This window comes from Alistipes onderdonkii, from assembly GCF_025145285.1.
Classification (GTDB): domain Bacteria; phylum Bacteroidota; class Bacteroidia; order Bacteroidales; family Rikenellaceae; genus Alistipes; species Alistipes onderdonkii.
The window spans coordinates 847,019-863,337 of the sequence record NZ_CP102251.1; the positions used below are offsets into that span (position 1 = coordinate 847,019).

The 16,319-nt window shown below is 57.3% G+C and carries 10 protein-coding genes; 9 read left to right on the forward strand and 1 reads right to left on the reverse strand.

The genetic code is table 11. The annotated features are described in order from the left end of the window. Positions 1-352 precede the first annotated feature (352 nt). The 8 genes from NQ559_RS03645 to rny all read left to right on the forward strand — a co-directional run bounded on the left by NQ559_RS03645 (position 353) and on the right by rny (position 10,970). Complete coding sequence (locus NQ559_RS03645) at positions 353-3,547, forward strand: SusC/RagA family TonB-linked outer membrane protein (RefSeq protein WP_033395279.1); 3,195 nt, start codon at positions 353-355, stop codon at positions 3,545-3,547. A 21-nt stretch (positions 3,548-3,568) separates the two neighbouring features. Then, on the forward strand, positions 3,569-5,179 hold the full coding sequence (locus NQ559_RS03650; RefSeq protein ID WP_018696734.1) for a RagB/SusD family nutrient uptake outer membrane protein: 1,611 nt from the start codon (positions 3,569-3,571) through the stop codon (positions 5,177-5,179). Positions 5,180-5,204: 25 nt separating this feature from the next. Continuing rightward, the gene (locus tag NQ559_RS03655) at positions 5,205-6,044 is read left to right on the forward strand and encodes an endonuclease/exonuclease/phosphatase family protein (protein ID WP_018696735.1); all 840 of its coding nucleotides are present in this window, start codon (positions 5,205-5,207) and stop codon (positions 6,042-6,044) included. A 30-nt stretch (positions 6,045-6,074) separates the two neighbouring features. Continuing rightward, positions 6,075-6,917 carry a hypothetical protein gene (locus NQ559_RS03660; RefSeq protein WP_018696736.1) on the forward strand — a complete coding sequence of 281 codons (843 nt, stop codon included), beginning with the start codon at positions 6,075-6,077 and terminating at the stop codon, positions 6,915-6,917. Between the two features lie 132 nt (positions 6,918-7,049). Next, on the forward strand, positions 7,050-8,348 hold the full coding sequence (gene rimO / locus NQ559_RS03665; protein WP_018696737.1) for a 30S ribosomal protein S12 methylthiotransferase RimO: 1,299 nt from the start codon (positions 7,050-7,052) through the stop codon (positions 8,346-8,348). Between the two features lie 64 nt (positions 8,349-8,412). After that, positions 8,413-8,706 carry a coiled-coil domain-containing protein gene (locus NQ559_RS03670; protein WP_018696738.1) on the forward strand — a complete coding sequence of 98 codons (294 nt, stop codon included), beginning with the start codon at positions 8,413-8,415 and terminating at the stop codon, positions 8,704-8,706. A gap of 92 nt (positions 8,707-8,798) precedes the next feature. Then, a complete protein-coding gene (locus tag NQ559_RS03675) occupies positions 8,799-9,098 on the forward strand; it encodes a cell division protein ZapA (RefSeq protein WP_018696739.1) in 300 nt (99 codons plus the stop codon). A gap of 324 nt (positions 9,099-9,422) precedes the next feature. Further along, a complete protein-coding gene (rny, locus tag NQ559_RS03680) occupies positions 9,423-10,970 on the forward strand; it encodes a ribonuclease Y (RefSeq protein WP_018696740.1) in 1,548 nt (515 codons plus the stop codon). 554 nt (positions 10,971-11,524) lie between these two features. Here rny and NQ559_RS03685 read toward each other — a convergent pair. After that, a complete protein-coding gene (locus NQ559_RS03685; RefSeq protein ID WP_372444973.1) occupies positions 11,525-12,445 on the reverse strand; it encodes an AraC family transcriptional regulator in 921 nt (306 codons plus the stop codon). Between the two features lie 707 nt (positions 12,446-13,152). Between NQ559_RS03685 and NQ559_RS03690 the strand changes: the two genes are divergently transcribed. Further along, positions 13,153-16,311 (forward strand): SusC/RagA family TonB-linked outer membrane protein, encoded by a 3,159-nt coding sequence (locus NQ559_RS03690; RefSeq protein ID WP_169342440.1) that lies wholly within the window; start codon positions 13,153-13,155, stop codon positions 16,309-16,311. Positions 16,312-16,319: the final 8 nt, after the last annotated feature.

Genomic DNA, 16,319 nt, shown 5'->3' on the forward strand with positions numbered 1-16,319 from the left:
CCGGGAACGGGATAGCAACCGCCCCCGATTCCGCCGGGATAACGGACAACATACAGTAACAATATAAGTATCAGGCGACAGGCTCCGAAATCGGAGCCTGTCGCCTTTTTTGTGTCCGGTTCATCCGGATCACCCGTACGCGGAAGTCAATTATACGCAATCTGAGGATTCAAATACGCAAACCACGCCCAGCAAGAATTTCGATATACATAATTTTGAATATCAAATTTCCACATATTACAAATCGACGACAAACACCCGCGATTATTTAAATTATTTTAATAAATCAAGCCAACCTATTCGGTGCAAACCGAGCCTCTATACCAATAATACTAATATTAACCTTAACTCTATGAAAATGAATTTGACTACTTCGGAGAAGAACAGGGGCATCGTCCGCTTTCTTCTGACGAGTATGCTGCTGTGCCTACTCATTCATCCGGCCCAAGCGCAAGACCGCGTCACGGTTACAGGGCGTCTGACCGACACCAGCCATGCACCGCTCATCGGCGCTTCGGTCATAGAACAAGGGACGACCAACGGCGTTACGACCGATACGGAAGGTAACTACCAGATCTCCGTAAGCGGCAACGCGACCCTCGGCTTCTCGTTCATCGGCTACAAACCCCAGAGCGTCGCAGTCCTGAACCGCACCGTGATCGACGTCACGCTGGAGGAGGATGCCACGATGATCGGCGAAGTCGTAGCCATCGGTTACGGTTCGCAGCGCAAGGAAGACCTCTCGATGGCCGTGACGACCGTCAAGCTCGACGAAGCGGCCAAAAGCCGCGCCTCGAACCTGGCGACCATCCTCCAGGGCCGTATGCCGGGCGTCACCGTACAGCAGACCGGCGACCCGATGAAACCCGCCTCGTTCACCATCCGCGGCCGCGGATCGAAAGGCAACGACGACGACCCGACCTCGGGCGACGGCGTACTTGTCGTCGTGGACGGCGTGCCCAACGCCCCCTACATGATGGAGGACGTCGAGACGATCACCGTGCTCAAGGATGCCGCCTCGGCTGCAATCTACGGTGCATCGGTTGGTTCGAGCGGCGTCATCCTCATCACGACGAAGAAGGCCCAGAGCGGCAAACTCCGCGTAGACGTGAATGTCTCGCTCGGCTTCGAGAAGGTGACCAACCTGCCGAAGATGCTCACGGCGGAACAGTACAACGAAGTGTGGGCAAAAACCGTGGAGAAGAACCCCGGCAGCCAGCTTCCCAGCGCCTCCAACCCGGAGGTATACCCCTGGGGCAACGTAACCCGCACCGACTGGCTGGATGAGATTTTCCAGACCGGTTTCACGCAGCACTACGCCGCAACGATCTCGGGCGGCAGCGAGAAGGTACAGTCCATCTTCTCGGTATCCTACGACAAGAAGGACGGCGTGCTGCTCAACACCTACAGCGAGAGTTTCAACGGCAAATTGCAGACCGACTTCAAACTCACCAACTGGCTCAAGATTTCGGAGCGTGCGTCGTTCGTGGTATCCAACGGACAAGGCAACGTGGACACCAGCCACCAGGGCCCGATCATGGGCGCCATATGGTACCCGCGCGCGGCTTCGGTCTACGAGATGAACGAGGACGGGACATACGCCCGCGACGAGAAGGGCAACCGCTATTACGGCGGTACGAGCCCCGAGTGGGCGGACGTGAACGGCACGCCGATGCTCTACAACCCGGTGGCATACCTCGAAAGGATGCACCGCAAATACCCCGAGCATAAGATCTTCTCGACGACCTCGATCGAAATCAAGCCGATCTCGTCGCTGACGATCAAGTCCGACTTCACGGTCGACCTGCGCAACAAGGAGTCCGACGAGTTCTACCCCACCATGACGGAGAAAGGCCTGCGGCGCGACATCAACTACCGCGAACAGTTCTTCGACCGGGACAACCACTGGCTCTCGGAGACGATCGCGACCTACGCACAGGTATTCGGCCGGCACCACATCAGCGCGATGGCGGGCTTCACGGCCGATTTCAAGAGGCTGCACAGCCGGGAAGTCTATTCGAGAGGGTATCCCGACAACGATATCAACAGTTCGATTTGGGATCAGGCCAACGACTGGACTTCGAACACGCCCAAGGAGAGCAAATACGAACAGACCATGGTGTCGTTCCTGGCCCGCCTGGGTTATTCGTTCGACGACCGTTATTTCCTGGTGGGCAGCGTGCGCCGCGACGCATCCTCGAAACTGCCCACGAGCAAGAACTACGACTGGTTCCCCTCGGTATCGGGATCGTGGAAACTCTCGTCCGAAAAATTCTTCCAGAATGCAGGCCTCGACAAGGTTTTCGACCTGGTCAAGTTCCGCGCAGGCTGGGGCCGTATCGGTAATGTCGACCTCTATCCGAACAACGTGGCAACCGTTGAGCTCCTGAACTACCAATACCCGATCATCTTCGGCCAGAACCTCGACCAGCTGCTCCAGGGAACCTACCTCAACACGATTCCCAATTATTCCGCCCGCTGGGAAACCACCGAGCAGACCAGCGCGGGCCTCGACCTGACGATGTTCAAGAACAAACTGAACATCAGCGTGGATTACTACCACAAGGTAACCAAAGACCTGATCGACTACATTCCCACGCCCGAGCAGATCGGTGTGGCGGATCCTCCCATGGGCAATATGGGCAACGTACTGAACAAAGGCTGGGAGTTCTCGGTGAACTACAACGGCAGTGCGGCACAGGGCAAGCTGACCTACAACGTCTGGGGCAACTTCTCGACGAACAAGGGTTACGTACGCGAATACGGGGTACGCCAGGGCGCCGTGATGCACACCTCGCCCAACCTGAACAGCAACCCGATCCTCTACTCCGATGCAGGGCAACCCTGGTATTCGTTCATGGTCTACCGCACGGCAGGCATCTTCCGTTCGCAGGACGAAATCAACAAGTACATCTACAAGAACCCCGAAACCGGCGAGGCGAAACTGCTGATGCCCGACGCGAAGGTCGGCGACCTGATCTTCATCGACACCAACAACGACGGCGTGATCAACGACGATGACAAGACCTTCGCAGGTTCCTACACCCCCAAGAACACCTTCTCGTTCGGAGGCTCGCTCAACTGGAAAGGCTTCGACTTCAGCTTCTTCTTCCAGGGCGTGACCGGCAACAAGGTCTACAACGGCCTCAAGCAGATGGCCATGAACGGCCGCAACGACTACGGCAACCTCATTTCCGACGTATTCAACAGCTGGGACTTCGACCCCCAAGGCAGCAAATACCCCCGCCTGGGCCTGGTTACGGGCAGCGATACGAACGGTAACTACAGCAAATTCTCCGACATATTCCTCGAAGACGGCGACTACCTGCGCCTGAAGAACATCACGCTGGGTTACACGCTGCCCAAGAGCGTCAGCCGCTTCGTCGGGATGGAGAACGGTTCGCTGCGTGTCTACATGAGCGTCGACAACGTATGCACGATCACCGGTTATTCGGGCGTCGATCCCGAGGTCGGCAACTACGGTATCGACCGCGGTGTTTACCCCGTATCGCGTTTCTTCAATTTCGGTGTGAACATTAATTTCTAACCAACACAAACTACAATAGCGATGAAAAAGATATTGATAATAGCCAGCCTCGCCCTCTGCTGTTCCCTCTTAGCGAGCTGCGAAGACTTCCTCGACACCAAGAAATACGGAGCCAAGACGGACTGGGAGACCCAGGAAGACGTAGAGAAAGCACTCGTCGCCCTCTTCTCCTTCAACACGAACGACGCCGAGGGCGTCACGGGCCGCGGCATCACGTGGTTCGAATGCTGCAGCGACGACATGACCGTAGGCCGCCCCCAGGGCGAAGCCGAAGACATCCGCAACTTCCGCATGTCGCCCAGCAACGGCCGCGACGTGAAGAACAACTGGAAGATCATGTACGAGGTCAACGCCAAGGCCAACAACATCATCAAGGTCGTCCCGACGATGAACCTCGACAACGCGTTCAAGACCAAAGCCACCGGCACCGCCTATTTCTTCCGCGGGTTCGCCATGCTGTGGCTCTCGCCCTACTACGGTGACAACGGCCCCAACGGCGGCATTCCGATCATCCTCGACACGACGGAGCCCGCAGCCATGGACAGCCCGCGCCCGGCCTCCGTATTGCAGAACTACGACCAGATCATCAGCGACCTGCGCGAAGCCGGCGAACGCCTGCCCCTCTTCTCGCAGCTCGCACCCCAAGAGTACGGCATGCCCCACAAGGCCGCAGCCTGGGCCTTCGCCGCACGCGCAGCCCTCTATGCAGCCCAGTTCGACGCCAAATACTACGACACGGTCATCGAAATGTGCGACAAGGTGATGGGACTTACCGGCGCCGACAAGCGCGAGCTGTTCGACGACGGCACGGACAAGGCCTTCGCAAACCTCTGGCGCAAGCAGCAGAATTTCGGCAGCGAATATATCTTCTCGCTGCTGGGCAGCGCGGTCGACGGCCCGAAATTCCACGGCATGTCCTTCCAGAACGGCGGCTGGGGTCTGTATAACCACTGGGGTTATTTCCAGCCCACCCTTTCCCTGTGGAACGCATTCGAATCGGGCGACACCCGCCGCGACGCGACGATCATCTACCCCGGGCAGACGATCCGCTTCATGGGCCGGGACATCGTATTCGGCAGCAGCTCCTATTCGATCTCCTCGGATACGGGCATGTCGTTCCGCAAATTCCTCTCCCCGTGGGAAGAGGCCGACTGCAAAGGCAAGGAGGTGAATTCCAACGGCGACAACGCCAGCAACACGCTCGGCACCTGCCTCATCCGCTTCGCCGACGTCCTGCTAATGAAAGCCGAGGCGCTGATCTGGAAGAACGGCGAAGGCGACGCCGAAGCCAAACAGCTGCTCAACCGCATCCGCAAACGCGCCCGTCTCCCGGAGAACAGCCCGGCGACCAAAGCCGAGCTCAAGAACCAGCGCCGCTGCGAACTGGCGTTCGAGTTCATGCCGAGCCGCCACCTGGACATGGTTCGCTGGGGCGACGCCAAGGAGGCCTATGCCAAACCCACGCAGCGCGTGAACTCGCACTGGGATTACGACCTGCAGCAGGTGGTCATCGACGCGCCGAGCAACTACGACAACGGGCGTACGTTCGACCCCGTCATCAACCAGGTGTTCCCGATCCCCGTAACGGCATTCAACGGCACGGTGAACCTGACCCAGAACCAAGGTTATTAGTAAACAACCAAGATCATTACCGAATATGAAACTGTTAAAACATATCATCCGCGCAGGTGCCTTATGCGGCCTGCTCCTTACAACGGCTGCGGCCGAGGCGCAAACCGTGCAACTGAAAGTGATGGAATGGAACGTGTTGTCGTTCGAAATGACGGACAAGTCCAACCAGATCGACTTCATCGTCGACGAGTACGTCGACCTGATCAAGGCCCAGAATCCCGACATCGTCTGCATCAACGAGCTCGAGACCGGCACCAGCCGCATGGGCAAGGAGAAGCTGACCGAACTGGCGTCCCGCCTGGGCATGTACCCCTATTTCATCATGTCCTATCCCAAGGACGTGGGATTCTACGGCAACGGCATCCTCTCGAAATACCCGATCCTCAACTCGTTCTCTGCGCAGTTCACCTACCGACATGCCAACGGCGAGGGCAACTACCAGTGGAACACGGGCACGAACTACAACCGCTACGGCTACGACCAGCGCAGCATAGGCTATGTCGACATCCTCGTCCCGACCTCCGACTCCGACGGACAGATCGTACGCATCGCCTGCGCACACTACGACCATGGCCCCAACGCCGCGCGTACGTTGCAGTCCAACGAAACCGTAACCTACCTGGGACTGGACAACCCCGAGTACCCGACGCTGCTGCTCGGCGACCTGAACACCAGTGCGAGCAGCCTGCCGGCTCTCACCGAGCGTGGCGACCACATCGGCGTGTCGTGGGTAGACCATATCTTCGGATTCCCCAAAGGAAGATGGACGAGCAACGATTTCAAATCTCTTCCCTGCCCCAGTGCCAGCGGTACGGCGTCGCTCTCCGACCACAATCCGATCACGGCAACCATGGTGCTCAAATAACCGCCTGTCGAACCCTAAAATGTCGAAAACATGAAAAATGTAAATAAATATCTCGCAGCACTGCTCGCGCTCGCCATGGCAGCCCCGGTATTCACCGGTTGTTCGGACGATTACGAGTATTCGCTCAGTTCGGTGGTCGCCAAACCGTCCGACAAGTTCAACGCCAGAATCCAGTTCGTCAGCCGCCTGGGCGACGGGGCGCTGATTACGGGCGATGCCGACTACACGGCACTCAACAACTACATGGTCAACACGCTCAAAAGCCGCGAAGAGGCATGGCTCACGGTCTTCGACCGTTCGGACAACGCCAACCTGGACAAGGTGATGCAGATCTCGATCAACACCTACCGCTGGACGGCCTTCGCCTTCAACGGGCTGACCGACAGGACGACCTACAAGGGCAGTACGCTTTTCTTCAACCAGCCGACCCGCTCGGTCAGGGCCACGGCCTGCGGCAAAGGCTGCTACGTCACAGGCTTCTCCCCGCTGATGGAAGGTACGCGCACCGACAAGGATGAAAACGGCACCGTGACCGGCACCGTAGACATCGCTTACGACATCAATTTCCGCACGGTACGCTTCGAAACGAACGAGCAGATCAACGCCTTCGGCGGTGAAAACGGCGTCATGAACACGCTCAAGCGCGAAAATATGAACATGCTGATGATCGGCACGGTCAAGAACGACCTGCTCGGGGCGCTCGAATCGGCAGTACAGAACACGGACGGTTCGTTCAAGGTCTACAACGTCGCGTCCGGAAGCGCATATACGATCTTCATGCTCGCCGAAGAACGCTTCTGGGGCTTTACGGACGTTTCCTCGGCTTCGGTCGGGAACGGCATCGAGGCCTACACGATAAACGTCATGTGGTAAGGGTTGGTTTAATTTAGTTGGAAGGAGGATGCGGCTTCGGGGCCGCATCCTCTTTTTATGCACGGGGAACCGCCGCGGCAGGCGGCGAATCCGGGATTATTTCGTACTTTTGCAGCGGAAACCAGATACGGAATGAAAAAGATCAACGTCATAACGCTCGGCTGTTCGAAGAACACGGTCGACAGCGAGCACCTGATGGCACGGCTCGCGGCGGCAGGCTACGAAGTCCTTTTCGACAGCGACCGCACGGACGCCAAGGTCGTGGTCATCAACACCTGCGGATTCATCGGCGACGCCAAACAGGAGTCTGTCGACATGATCCTGCGCGCGGCGGCCGCGAAAAACGCCGGCAAGATCGAGCGGCTGTTCGTCATCGGCTGCCTCTCGGAACGCTATGCCGACTCCCTGCGCGCCGAACTCCCCGAAGTGGACGGGTTCTTCGGCGCCCGCACATGGGACGGCATCGCCCGGGCGCTGGGAGCCGCCGAAGACCCGGCCCTGGCCACTGAGCGGCACCTCTCGACGCCCAGGCACTATGCCTACCTGAAAATCTCGGAGGGTTGCAACTGGAAATGCGGCTACTGCGCCATCCCGCTCATCCGCGGCGGGCACGTTTCCGTGCCGATGGAGGAACTGGAGGAGGAGGCGCGCAAACTCGCGGCCCGAGGCGTGAAGGAACTGATCGTCATCGCGCAGGACACGACCTACTACGGGCTCGACCTCTACGGGAAGCGCCGCCTGGCCGAACTGCTGCGCCGCCTGTGCCGCATCGACGGCATCGAGTGGATACGCCTCCACTACGCCTATCCCACGGCATTCCCCGACGAGGTGATCGAAGCCATGGCATCCGAGTCCAAGATCTGCAAATACCTCGACATCCCGTTCCAGCACATCTCCGACGCACAGCTCTCGGCCATGCACCGCCGCCACACCAAGGCCGAAGCCTATGCGCTGGTCGAAAAATTGCGAGGTGCGATCCCCGACCTGGCGCTGCGCACGACGCTGCTGGTCGGCTATCCCGGTGAAACGGAAGCGGATTTCACGGAACTGGAACAGTTCGTACGCGACGTACGGTTCGAACGCCTCGGGGTCTTCGCCTATTCCGAGGAGGAGGGCACCTACTCGGCACGCGAACTGGCGGATGACGTCCCGGAGGAGGTCAAACAGCAGCGCGTGGAACGCATCATGACGCTCCAGAACGACATCGCCCGCGAAAACAACCTGCGCCGCGTAGGCTGCACGGAACGGGTTCTGATCGATTCGCGGCAGGGCGACTACTATGTCGGACGGACGCAATACGACTCGCCCGAGGTCGACCAGGAGATACTGATCCCGGCTGCGGAACGGCGTCTTCTGCGGGGGCATTTCTACGAAATACAGATCGACGGCGCCGCCGATTACGACCTTTACGGAAAGGCCGTCGGGAAATAAAATTTGTTTTTTAGCGTTCCTTTTCATACCTTTGAAATGTAAATCGGACTTTACCCGAGACCCAATGGCCGAAAAAAGCGTGATAACGAATATCGAAGCCCGTATCCGGCAGCTCATCGACGACCACAAAAGGTTGTCGGAATCGTGTGCGGAACTGACGGCGCAGCGCGACAACCTGAAAGCCGAAAACAGGACTTTGCAGGAGCGCATCCGCGAACTCGACGGCGAATTGTCACGTATGCAACTGACGGAGGGACTGGCGGGTGAAAGCCGCAACCGGGAGAAAGCGCGGACGCGCGTCAACCGTCTTATGCGGGAGGTTGACAAATGCATCGCACTGCTCGGAAGGCCCGAATAACGGGAAGGGACGGCGAACCGGCAGTAACGCCGCAACCAGCACCCGGGCCGCAGATGAATAAGAGGCAGCAAGATAAACGAAACAAAAACGACATGGCACAACAGGCGATAACCCTCAAGATAGCCGGGAAAAGCTATTCGCTCAACATCGAAAGCGAAAAGGAGGAGGTATACCGTCTTGCCGAACGGGAGGTGAACAACTACCTCGCGGCGATAAAACAGAACAACTTCAAGAACTGGACGGATCAGGACTACCTGTCGATGGCCGCACTGAAATTCGCCATTGCAAACGTCGACATGCGGCAAAGCCGCGAACTGGGCGACGAAGACCTGAAACATCTGGGGCGGCTCGGGGAAGAGATTGACGCCTACCTCAACACCCTGCAACGGTGAGTGAGGGCCAGGCACGGGATTTGCCCGGGCAAACCGTAAAAAACGAGGTTCTTTAACATACGAAGGAAAAATCTACCCGCATAGATTCCTTACAGCTTTGCGAAACTGAACACTTTTTAAATTGGGGCAACTCAAGGCGCTTCAAAATCAGGCCTTGACCCTTCGGGGTGTATGCTACGGCGTACCGTTGGAAGATTGCGATTGTCGGAGCCCCCACACATGACTTATCTGCAGATTCGTCAAACAAGACTAAGGAATCCTATGCGGTTTTTTTATGCACTACAACAAACCCTATAATAACAAATTCAAAACAGCAACAAAAACATGTATACCACCATTTTGGTTGCCTGCATCTCTGCCGTGGCCGCCGTCGGAATCTACGCGGTCGTCACGAACCTCGTAGCCAAGACCTCGATCCGCAAGCGGCGCGAAGCCGCCCTGAAAGAGGCCGAGGCCGAAGGGGAGATGATTAAAAAGGAGAAAATCCTCCAGGCAAAAGAGAAGTTCATACAGCTGAAAAGCGAATACGACCGCCAGGTCAACGAGCGCAACCAGAAGATCGCCCAGAGCGAACAGCGCGCCAAACAGATCGAGGGCAACCTGCAGAACCAGCAGCGCGAGCTGGAGAACAAACTCCGCGAGAACGAGCGCCTGAAGGAGCAGATGCAGAACCAGCTGCAAATCCTCGAGCACAAGAAGGAGGAAGTCGACCAGATGATGCGCGAGCAGAACATGCGGCTGGAACAAATCTCGGGCATGAGCTCGGAGGATGCCAAGAACATCCTCATCGAGAACATGAAGGCCGAGGCCAAGACCGAGGCTGCTTCCTATGTGAACGAAACCATCGAGGAAGCGAAGATGACCGCCACGAAGGAGGCCAAGCGGATTATCGTGGCTTCGATCCAGCGCGTGGCCACGGAGACGGCCATCGAGAACGCCGTGACGGTTTTCAACATCGAAAGCGATGAGGTCAAAGGCCGCATCATCGGCCGCGAGGGCCGCAACATCCGGGCACTGGAGGCAGCGACCGGCATCGAGATCATCGTAGACGACACCCCCGAAGCCATCATCCTCAGCGGGTTCGACCCTGTCCGCCGCGAGATCGCCCGCCTGGCGCTGCACCAGCTGGTGACCGACGGCCGCATCCACCCGGCACGTATCGAGGAGGTCGTAGCCAAAGTACAGAAACAGATCGAAGAGGAGATCGTCGAAGTCGGGAAACGCACCACGATCGACCTCGGCATCCACGGGCTGCACCCCGAGCTGATCCGCATGATCGGCAAAATGAAATACCGTTCGTCCTACGGCCAGAACCTCCTGCAGCACGCCCGTGAAACGGCCAACCTCGCGGGTATCATGGCCGCCGAGCTGGGGCTGAACCCCAAGACGGCACGCCGCGCAGGCCTGCTCCACGACATCGGCAAGGTACCCGACGACGAACCGGAACTGCCGCACGCAATCATCGGCATGAAACTCGCCGAGAAATACAAGGAGAAACCCGAAGTATGCAACGCCATCGGCGCCCACCACGACGAAGTGGAGATGACTTCGCTGATCGCACCGATCATCCAGGTCTGCGACGCCATATCGGGTGCCCGCCCCGGCGCCCGCCGCGAAGTGGTCGAAAGCTATATCAAACGCCTGAAGGAGATGGAGGACATCGCCCTCTCGTACCCGGGCGTCGTGAAAACCTATGCGATCCAGGCCGGCCGCGAACTGCGCGTGATCGTCGGTGCAGACAAACTCACCGACCAGGAGTCGGAAGGGCTGTCGCACGATATCGCCAAGAAGATCCAGGACGAGATGACCTATCCCGGTCAGGTGAAGATCACCGTGATCCGCGAAACCCGCGCCGTCTCGTACGCGAAATAAGAACCCAGCCTGCAGGACAGTCTGCATACGGCCGCCCGGCCGCAAATCAATTACAGGTAAAAATCCCTCCGCAAAACGGAGGGATTTTTTTATCTACGATCCTGTCCCGGTAAGCCCCGGCACGCGGCAACGGCTTCTCCGGAACAGCATCCGCGCGCAATATCCCGGCTATCACCACGCTGGGGAGGGGCACCGCCTTGGAAAAGAAAGGAATCCGGCAGCCCGTTCCGCGCCAGCGCGGGAAACCCTGCAATCCTGGGCACTGCCGCCGTAAAAAAGAAGCTCCTGCATGCCCGGCCGACACCGTAGAGAAGCGGCATCCGGCAAACCAGCCCTTCACCACGCCGTAAGAAACATCCGCCCGCCGACTCCTCACATGAAAGAGGTATCGGGCAACCCGCCCGGCACACCCCAAAGAGAGGAACCAGACAGTCGACCCGCCACAAGGAGGCGCAAGGCCGGCCCTCCCCTTCGCCGGACAGCACCCTTCTTACCAAAGGCCGCCCACCCGCCGGCATTTCCACGCAGCGGGCAGCGACACCCGTTCCTCCGGATTATTTCCAGCTGTTCCGTTTCCTGAAATCGGACGGAGTGACACCCTCCTTATGCTTGAAAAAGGTGGAAAACTGCCCGGTATTCACGAACTTCAAGGCATAGGCGATATCCGATATATTTATATCCGTCCCCGTCAGCATCTCTTTGGCCTTCAGGAGCCGCTGCTGCAACTGGTACTGCGCGGGGGATATCCCGGTGTATTCCTTGAACGTCTTGCGGAACCACGAATAGCTGACCCCGAGTTCCCGGGCGATCGCCTCGACGTCACGCGGGTTATCCACATCCTTCATCAGCTCCCGCGCGGCATTGACTTTCTCAAGGATGAACGTATTGGCATAGGAGTTATTCCGCTCCTTGTAATAGATGGAACCCAGGATGTGCAGCACGATGCTCGACATCATCTGCTGGCACCCCGCCTTTTCGGCCGACGCCAGTTGCAGTATCTCCTCATACAGGCTCACGATCCCCGAACTTATCCCGATATTATGTAACGGCTGCTCGCGCACGAGAAACCGGTTCGCCACCCTGTCGTCGATATAGGAACCCTTGAACCCGACCCAGTATTCGTCCCAGCCGGTCGCGTCGTCGGGATGGTAGCTATGCCACTCCCCGGGAAACAACAGCATCACCGTCCCGGCCTTCACAGGCGCCTCGGGACAGGACTGCGAAGCGAAATACCCGGAGCCCTTGGTGATATACACCAACTGGTATTCGTTCAGTATCCGTCCGCCGCGGGGCATGAAAGAGTACTTGTCCGGATGTGCCGAGAGCGGGTACTTCGTCCCCGGCGGAATAAACTGGTACCCGATCGTCGTGACGACAACGCCCCATTTCTCGTCCTTATCCCCGATCGTCAGGTAACATAACTTGTCTCGCTCCTGCTGCATATCAGATTTGATAGGTTGAAAATCATTTTTCATAAGCAAATATAACTTTTTTCCACGTAATATGCAGATTTTAACACAATAAGATTTTCCGGGAGCGATTTTTTCATTCCGCAACAAGATCCGCCCACCGAAACCAGTTTCACCCGCACACCCTTCCCCACATGCAGCGGCAGCAATTCCATTCACCCCGCAATTCGCCCCGTTACAAGCCGCTCCAGCCACCTTCCGCATCGTTCCGGCCAATACCGCACGGCATAAATCTGTATTCCCACGACAGCCTCCGGCAGGGCCGTACATACCGTCCTGTATACATCGGAAATACCCATACATACTTCAAAAAAAGCCACTCAGCAGCCATATGAAACGGCTTACGAGGGGATAATTATGAAATCTGACACCGAAATATTAAAAAATGACAAGAATCGGACTTTCTGCGCGGGCGATTCTTAAAAATGCCCCGGGTTTTATATTCGGGACACAATAACGTACTACAAATGCTCAAATTCGTACCTGACGGGGGGGGGGAAATCCTCTATATTTGAATTGCAATTTGAACGTGTTGAAATATACTTTTAACAAATCATAAACCTAAAAACAACCTAAAATCGTATAAGCCTATGCCAAAATGACTCCTTTCCCCTGAGGTTTCTATTATATATATGTACGAATCGTGCATATGGGGGGGGGAATTTCATTTTCAATCATCATTCATCTACTATGGACAAAACCAACCAATCTTTATGAAGAAAAATTTATCCATTTTTATGACAGCCGGAAGCTGGTTGCAGCGGGCGCTTGCGTTGTTTTTGTGCGTTGCTGCCCTCGAAGCTGTCCAGGCGGCACCCCAAGACACCAAAAGAACGATCACGGGTACGGTCGTCGACCAGAACAACCTGCCCGTCGCGGGAGCCACAGTCATGGTTTCGAACACGTCGAACGGCACTGCGACCGATTCCAACGGCCAGTTCAGCCTTTCGGGCGTAACCGACAACGACGAACTGCAGATTTCGTTCCTCGGCTACAAGACCGTAACGATGCAGGTAGGCACGCGCACCTCCATCGCAGCAACGCTCGAAGAAGATTCGGGCTACCTGGATGAAGTCGTAGTCGTAGGTTACGGCACGACGACGCGGCGCCACATCATCTCGGCCGTTTCGACCGTGAAGTCGGAGGCAATCGAGAACCGCCCGGTGGCCAACATCCAGCAGGCACTGCAGGGTGCGGCAGCCAACCTGATCATCCAGACCAAGAATTTCAACCCGACGGACAACCAGATGAACATCTCGATCCGCGGTGTGAACACCATGGGTAACAACACCCCGCTGGTAGTCATCGACGGTGTACCCCAGCCGGACGCAGGCCGTATGAACGACCTCAACCCGAACGATATCGAGTCGATCAACATCCTGAAGGATGCCGGTTCAGCCGCTATCTACGGTGCACGTTCCTCGAACGGTGTCATCCTGATCACGACCAAGAACGGCCGCAAGGAGATGGCTCCGCAGATCCGTTTCAGCGCCAAAGTCGGTGTCGAAAACCCCGATATCCTCTACAAGGCCGTTCCGACCTACCGCAACGCAATCCTGCGTAACGAGGCCCTGAGCAACGTCGGCCGCGAGCCGCTCTTCACGGCTGCCGAAATCCAGGATTTCTACAACCACGGGGACTGCGAGGCTGCCGTAGAGCAGGCCATGCAGAACGCACTCCAGCAGAACTACAACGTAAGCGTTACGGGCGGTACGAAAACCACCACCTACATGCTTTCGGCCAGCTATTTCGACCAGGAATCCAACTACGTGGGCCCCGATTACGGCGTAAAACGCTATAACCTGCGTTCGAACCTGACGACTGAATTCGGCCGGCTGAAACTGGGCGCAAACGTCGGCTTCACCCGTTCGGAGATCAACTCCCCGTCGGATGCCAACGAAGGCTTCCTTTTCGCCGACCTCGTCCGTTTCCCGAACTACTACTTCAACCGCCACGAGGAGAACGGAATCTTCTTCGGCAACAACTATAAGTACGGCGGCTATTCCGTATCGCCGCTGGCCGGCCTTATGGGCGGTGGTACCAACAAAAACGACCACGAATACCTCACCGGTACCTTTACGGCCGATTTCGAGATCATCAAAGGCCTGAAGGCTCGTGCCGTTCTGGGCGGTGAAGTCCGCCACGAGCACCGTTTCACCTCCCACAAGACTTACCAGTATGTCGTGGACAACGGCGCAGCCCATTCGGATATCTCGACCGCTACGACCGGCGGCAACACCAAGCGCGAAGCAGACGACTGGACGAAGAAAGTCACTTTCGTCACCGCACAGCTGATGCTGGATTACAACCGCACGTTCAAGGAGAAGCACAACGTAACCGGACTGTTCGGTTGGTCGGACGAATCGGAGATCGGCTATGACATCACGGCCGCCCGCCAGGGTATGAACAGCATCGACCAGCCGGGTGACGGTTCGATTGCCACGGAAGGCACCAAGCTCTCATCGCAGAGCAAATACCGCCGTGCGTTGCAGTCGTTCTTCGGCCGCGCCGGATACTCCTACGACGACCGCTACTATTTCGAATTCACCGCCCGTTACGATATGTCTTCGAAGTTCCTCAAGGAGCGCAACGGCGCCTTCTTCCCTTCGGTATCGCTGGGCTGGCGCATGTCGCAGGAGAATTTCATGCAGACTTACCGCGACCGTGTCGGCGACCTGAAACTCCGTGCTTCGTACGGTCTGAACGGTAACCAGCAGGATGTGGGCGACTACGATTTCATGACCACCTACGGCACTTGGGCCAACGCTTACGGTTTCAACGGCGTCCCGGTTCAGGGCCTGATGTTCACCATGGGTAATGAACTGCTGACGTGGGAGACCGCCAAGACCTTCAACATCGGTGTGGATGCGACGTTCTTCAAGAATACCCTGAGCGTCAACTTCGACTACTTCTACAAGCGTACGGAAGACATCCTCCTCTCCCCGATCGTCCCCGGAACCTTCGGCGCCTCGATCGCCAAGGAGAACCGCGGTATCCTCGACAACCAGGGCTGGGAACTTACCATCAACTATAACCTCTCGCGCGGCAACTGGAAGCACAACTTCTCGCTCAACCTCGCCGACTCGCAGAACGAGGTAGTCCGCTATGGAACCCCGGCTATCAGAACTGCCGACAGTGCCGGCACCATCATCATGGAGGGTCTGCCGATCAATGCCCTCTACGGCTGGAAAACGAACGGTTTCTTCCAGAACTACGATGAAATCCAGAATGCAGCCCTGCCGACCGGCATCGACCGTTCGCAGCTCCGTCCGGGCGACGTGCGCTATGTCGACCTGAACAGCGACGGCAAGATCGACGAAAACGACCGCACCTACCTGGGTTATGCCTTCCCGCGCTATACCTACGGTTTCACCTACAATGTCAAGTGGAAAGGCATCGACTTCAGCATCATGCTCCAGGGCGTGCTGAAGCGTGAGAACCCGGTTCGCGGCGAGCTCGTGCAGCCGTTCCACGCCGACTACTCGATGACCATGTTCGACCACCAGCTCGACTACTGGTCGCCGCAGAACCGCGACGCACGCTGGCCGCGCCTGGGAGTATCGGGCTCGGTGAGCGACACGAACAACTGGGGTCACACGGGCTCGGATCTGATGTTGCTCGAGGGCGCATACATGCGTGTCAAGAACATCCAGCTGGGCTACACCCTTCCCAAGAAGTGGACGAAGAAATTCGGCTGCGAGGCACTGCGCATCTATTTCGACACGCAGAACCCGCTGACCTGGACCAAAAACGGATTCGTAGACCCCGAGACCACCTCGTTCGGCAACAACATGAGCGGCGGAGCGGACAACTCGGTGCGCAACTACCCGACCCTGCGTTACTTCGGTGGAGGTATCGACTTGACTTTCTAACAATTAAA

Bases quoted from the DNA above. Each gene is read 5' to 3' on its own strand.
- NQ559_RS03645 (WP_033395279.1), top strand. From the start codon at position 353: ATGAAAATGAATTTGACTACTTCGGAGAAGAACAGGGGCATCGTCCGC.
- NQ559_RS03650 (WP_018696734.1), top strand. From the start codon at position 3,569: ATGAAAAAGATATTGATAATAGCCAGCCTCGCCCTCTGCTGTTCCCTC.
- NQ559_RS03655 (WP_018696735.1), top strand. From the start codon at position 5,205: ATGAAACTGTTAAAACATATCATCCGCGCAGGTGCCTTATGCGGCCTG.
- NQ559_RS03660 (WP_018696736.1), top strand. From the start codon at position 6,075: ATGAAAAATGTAAATAAATATCTCGCAGCACTGCTCGCGCTCGCCATG.
- rimO (WP_018696737.1), top strand. From the start codon at position 7,050: ATGAAAAAGATCAACGTCATAACGCTCGGCTGTTCGAAGAACACGGTC.
- NQ559_RS03670 (WP_018696738.1), top strand. From the start codon at position 8,413: ATGGCCGAAAAAAGCGTGATAACGAATATCGAAGCCCGTATCCGGCAG.
- NQ559_RS03675 (WP_018696739.1), top strand. From the start codon at position 8,799: ATGGCACAACAGGCGATAACCCTCAAGATAGCCGGGAAAAGCTATTCG.
- rny (WP_018696740.1), top strand. From the start codon at position 9,423: ATGTATACCACCATTTTGGTTGCCTGCATCTCTGCCGTGGCCGCCGTC.
- NQ559_RS03685 (WP_372444973.1), bottom strand. From the start codon at position 12,445: ATGAAAAATGATTTTCAACCTATCAAATCTGATATGCAGCAGGAGCGA.
- NQ559_RS03690 (WP_169342440.1), top strand. From the start codon at position 13,153: ATGAAGAAAAATTTATCCATTTTTATGACAGCCGGAAGCTGGTTGCAG.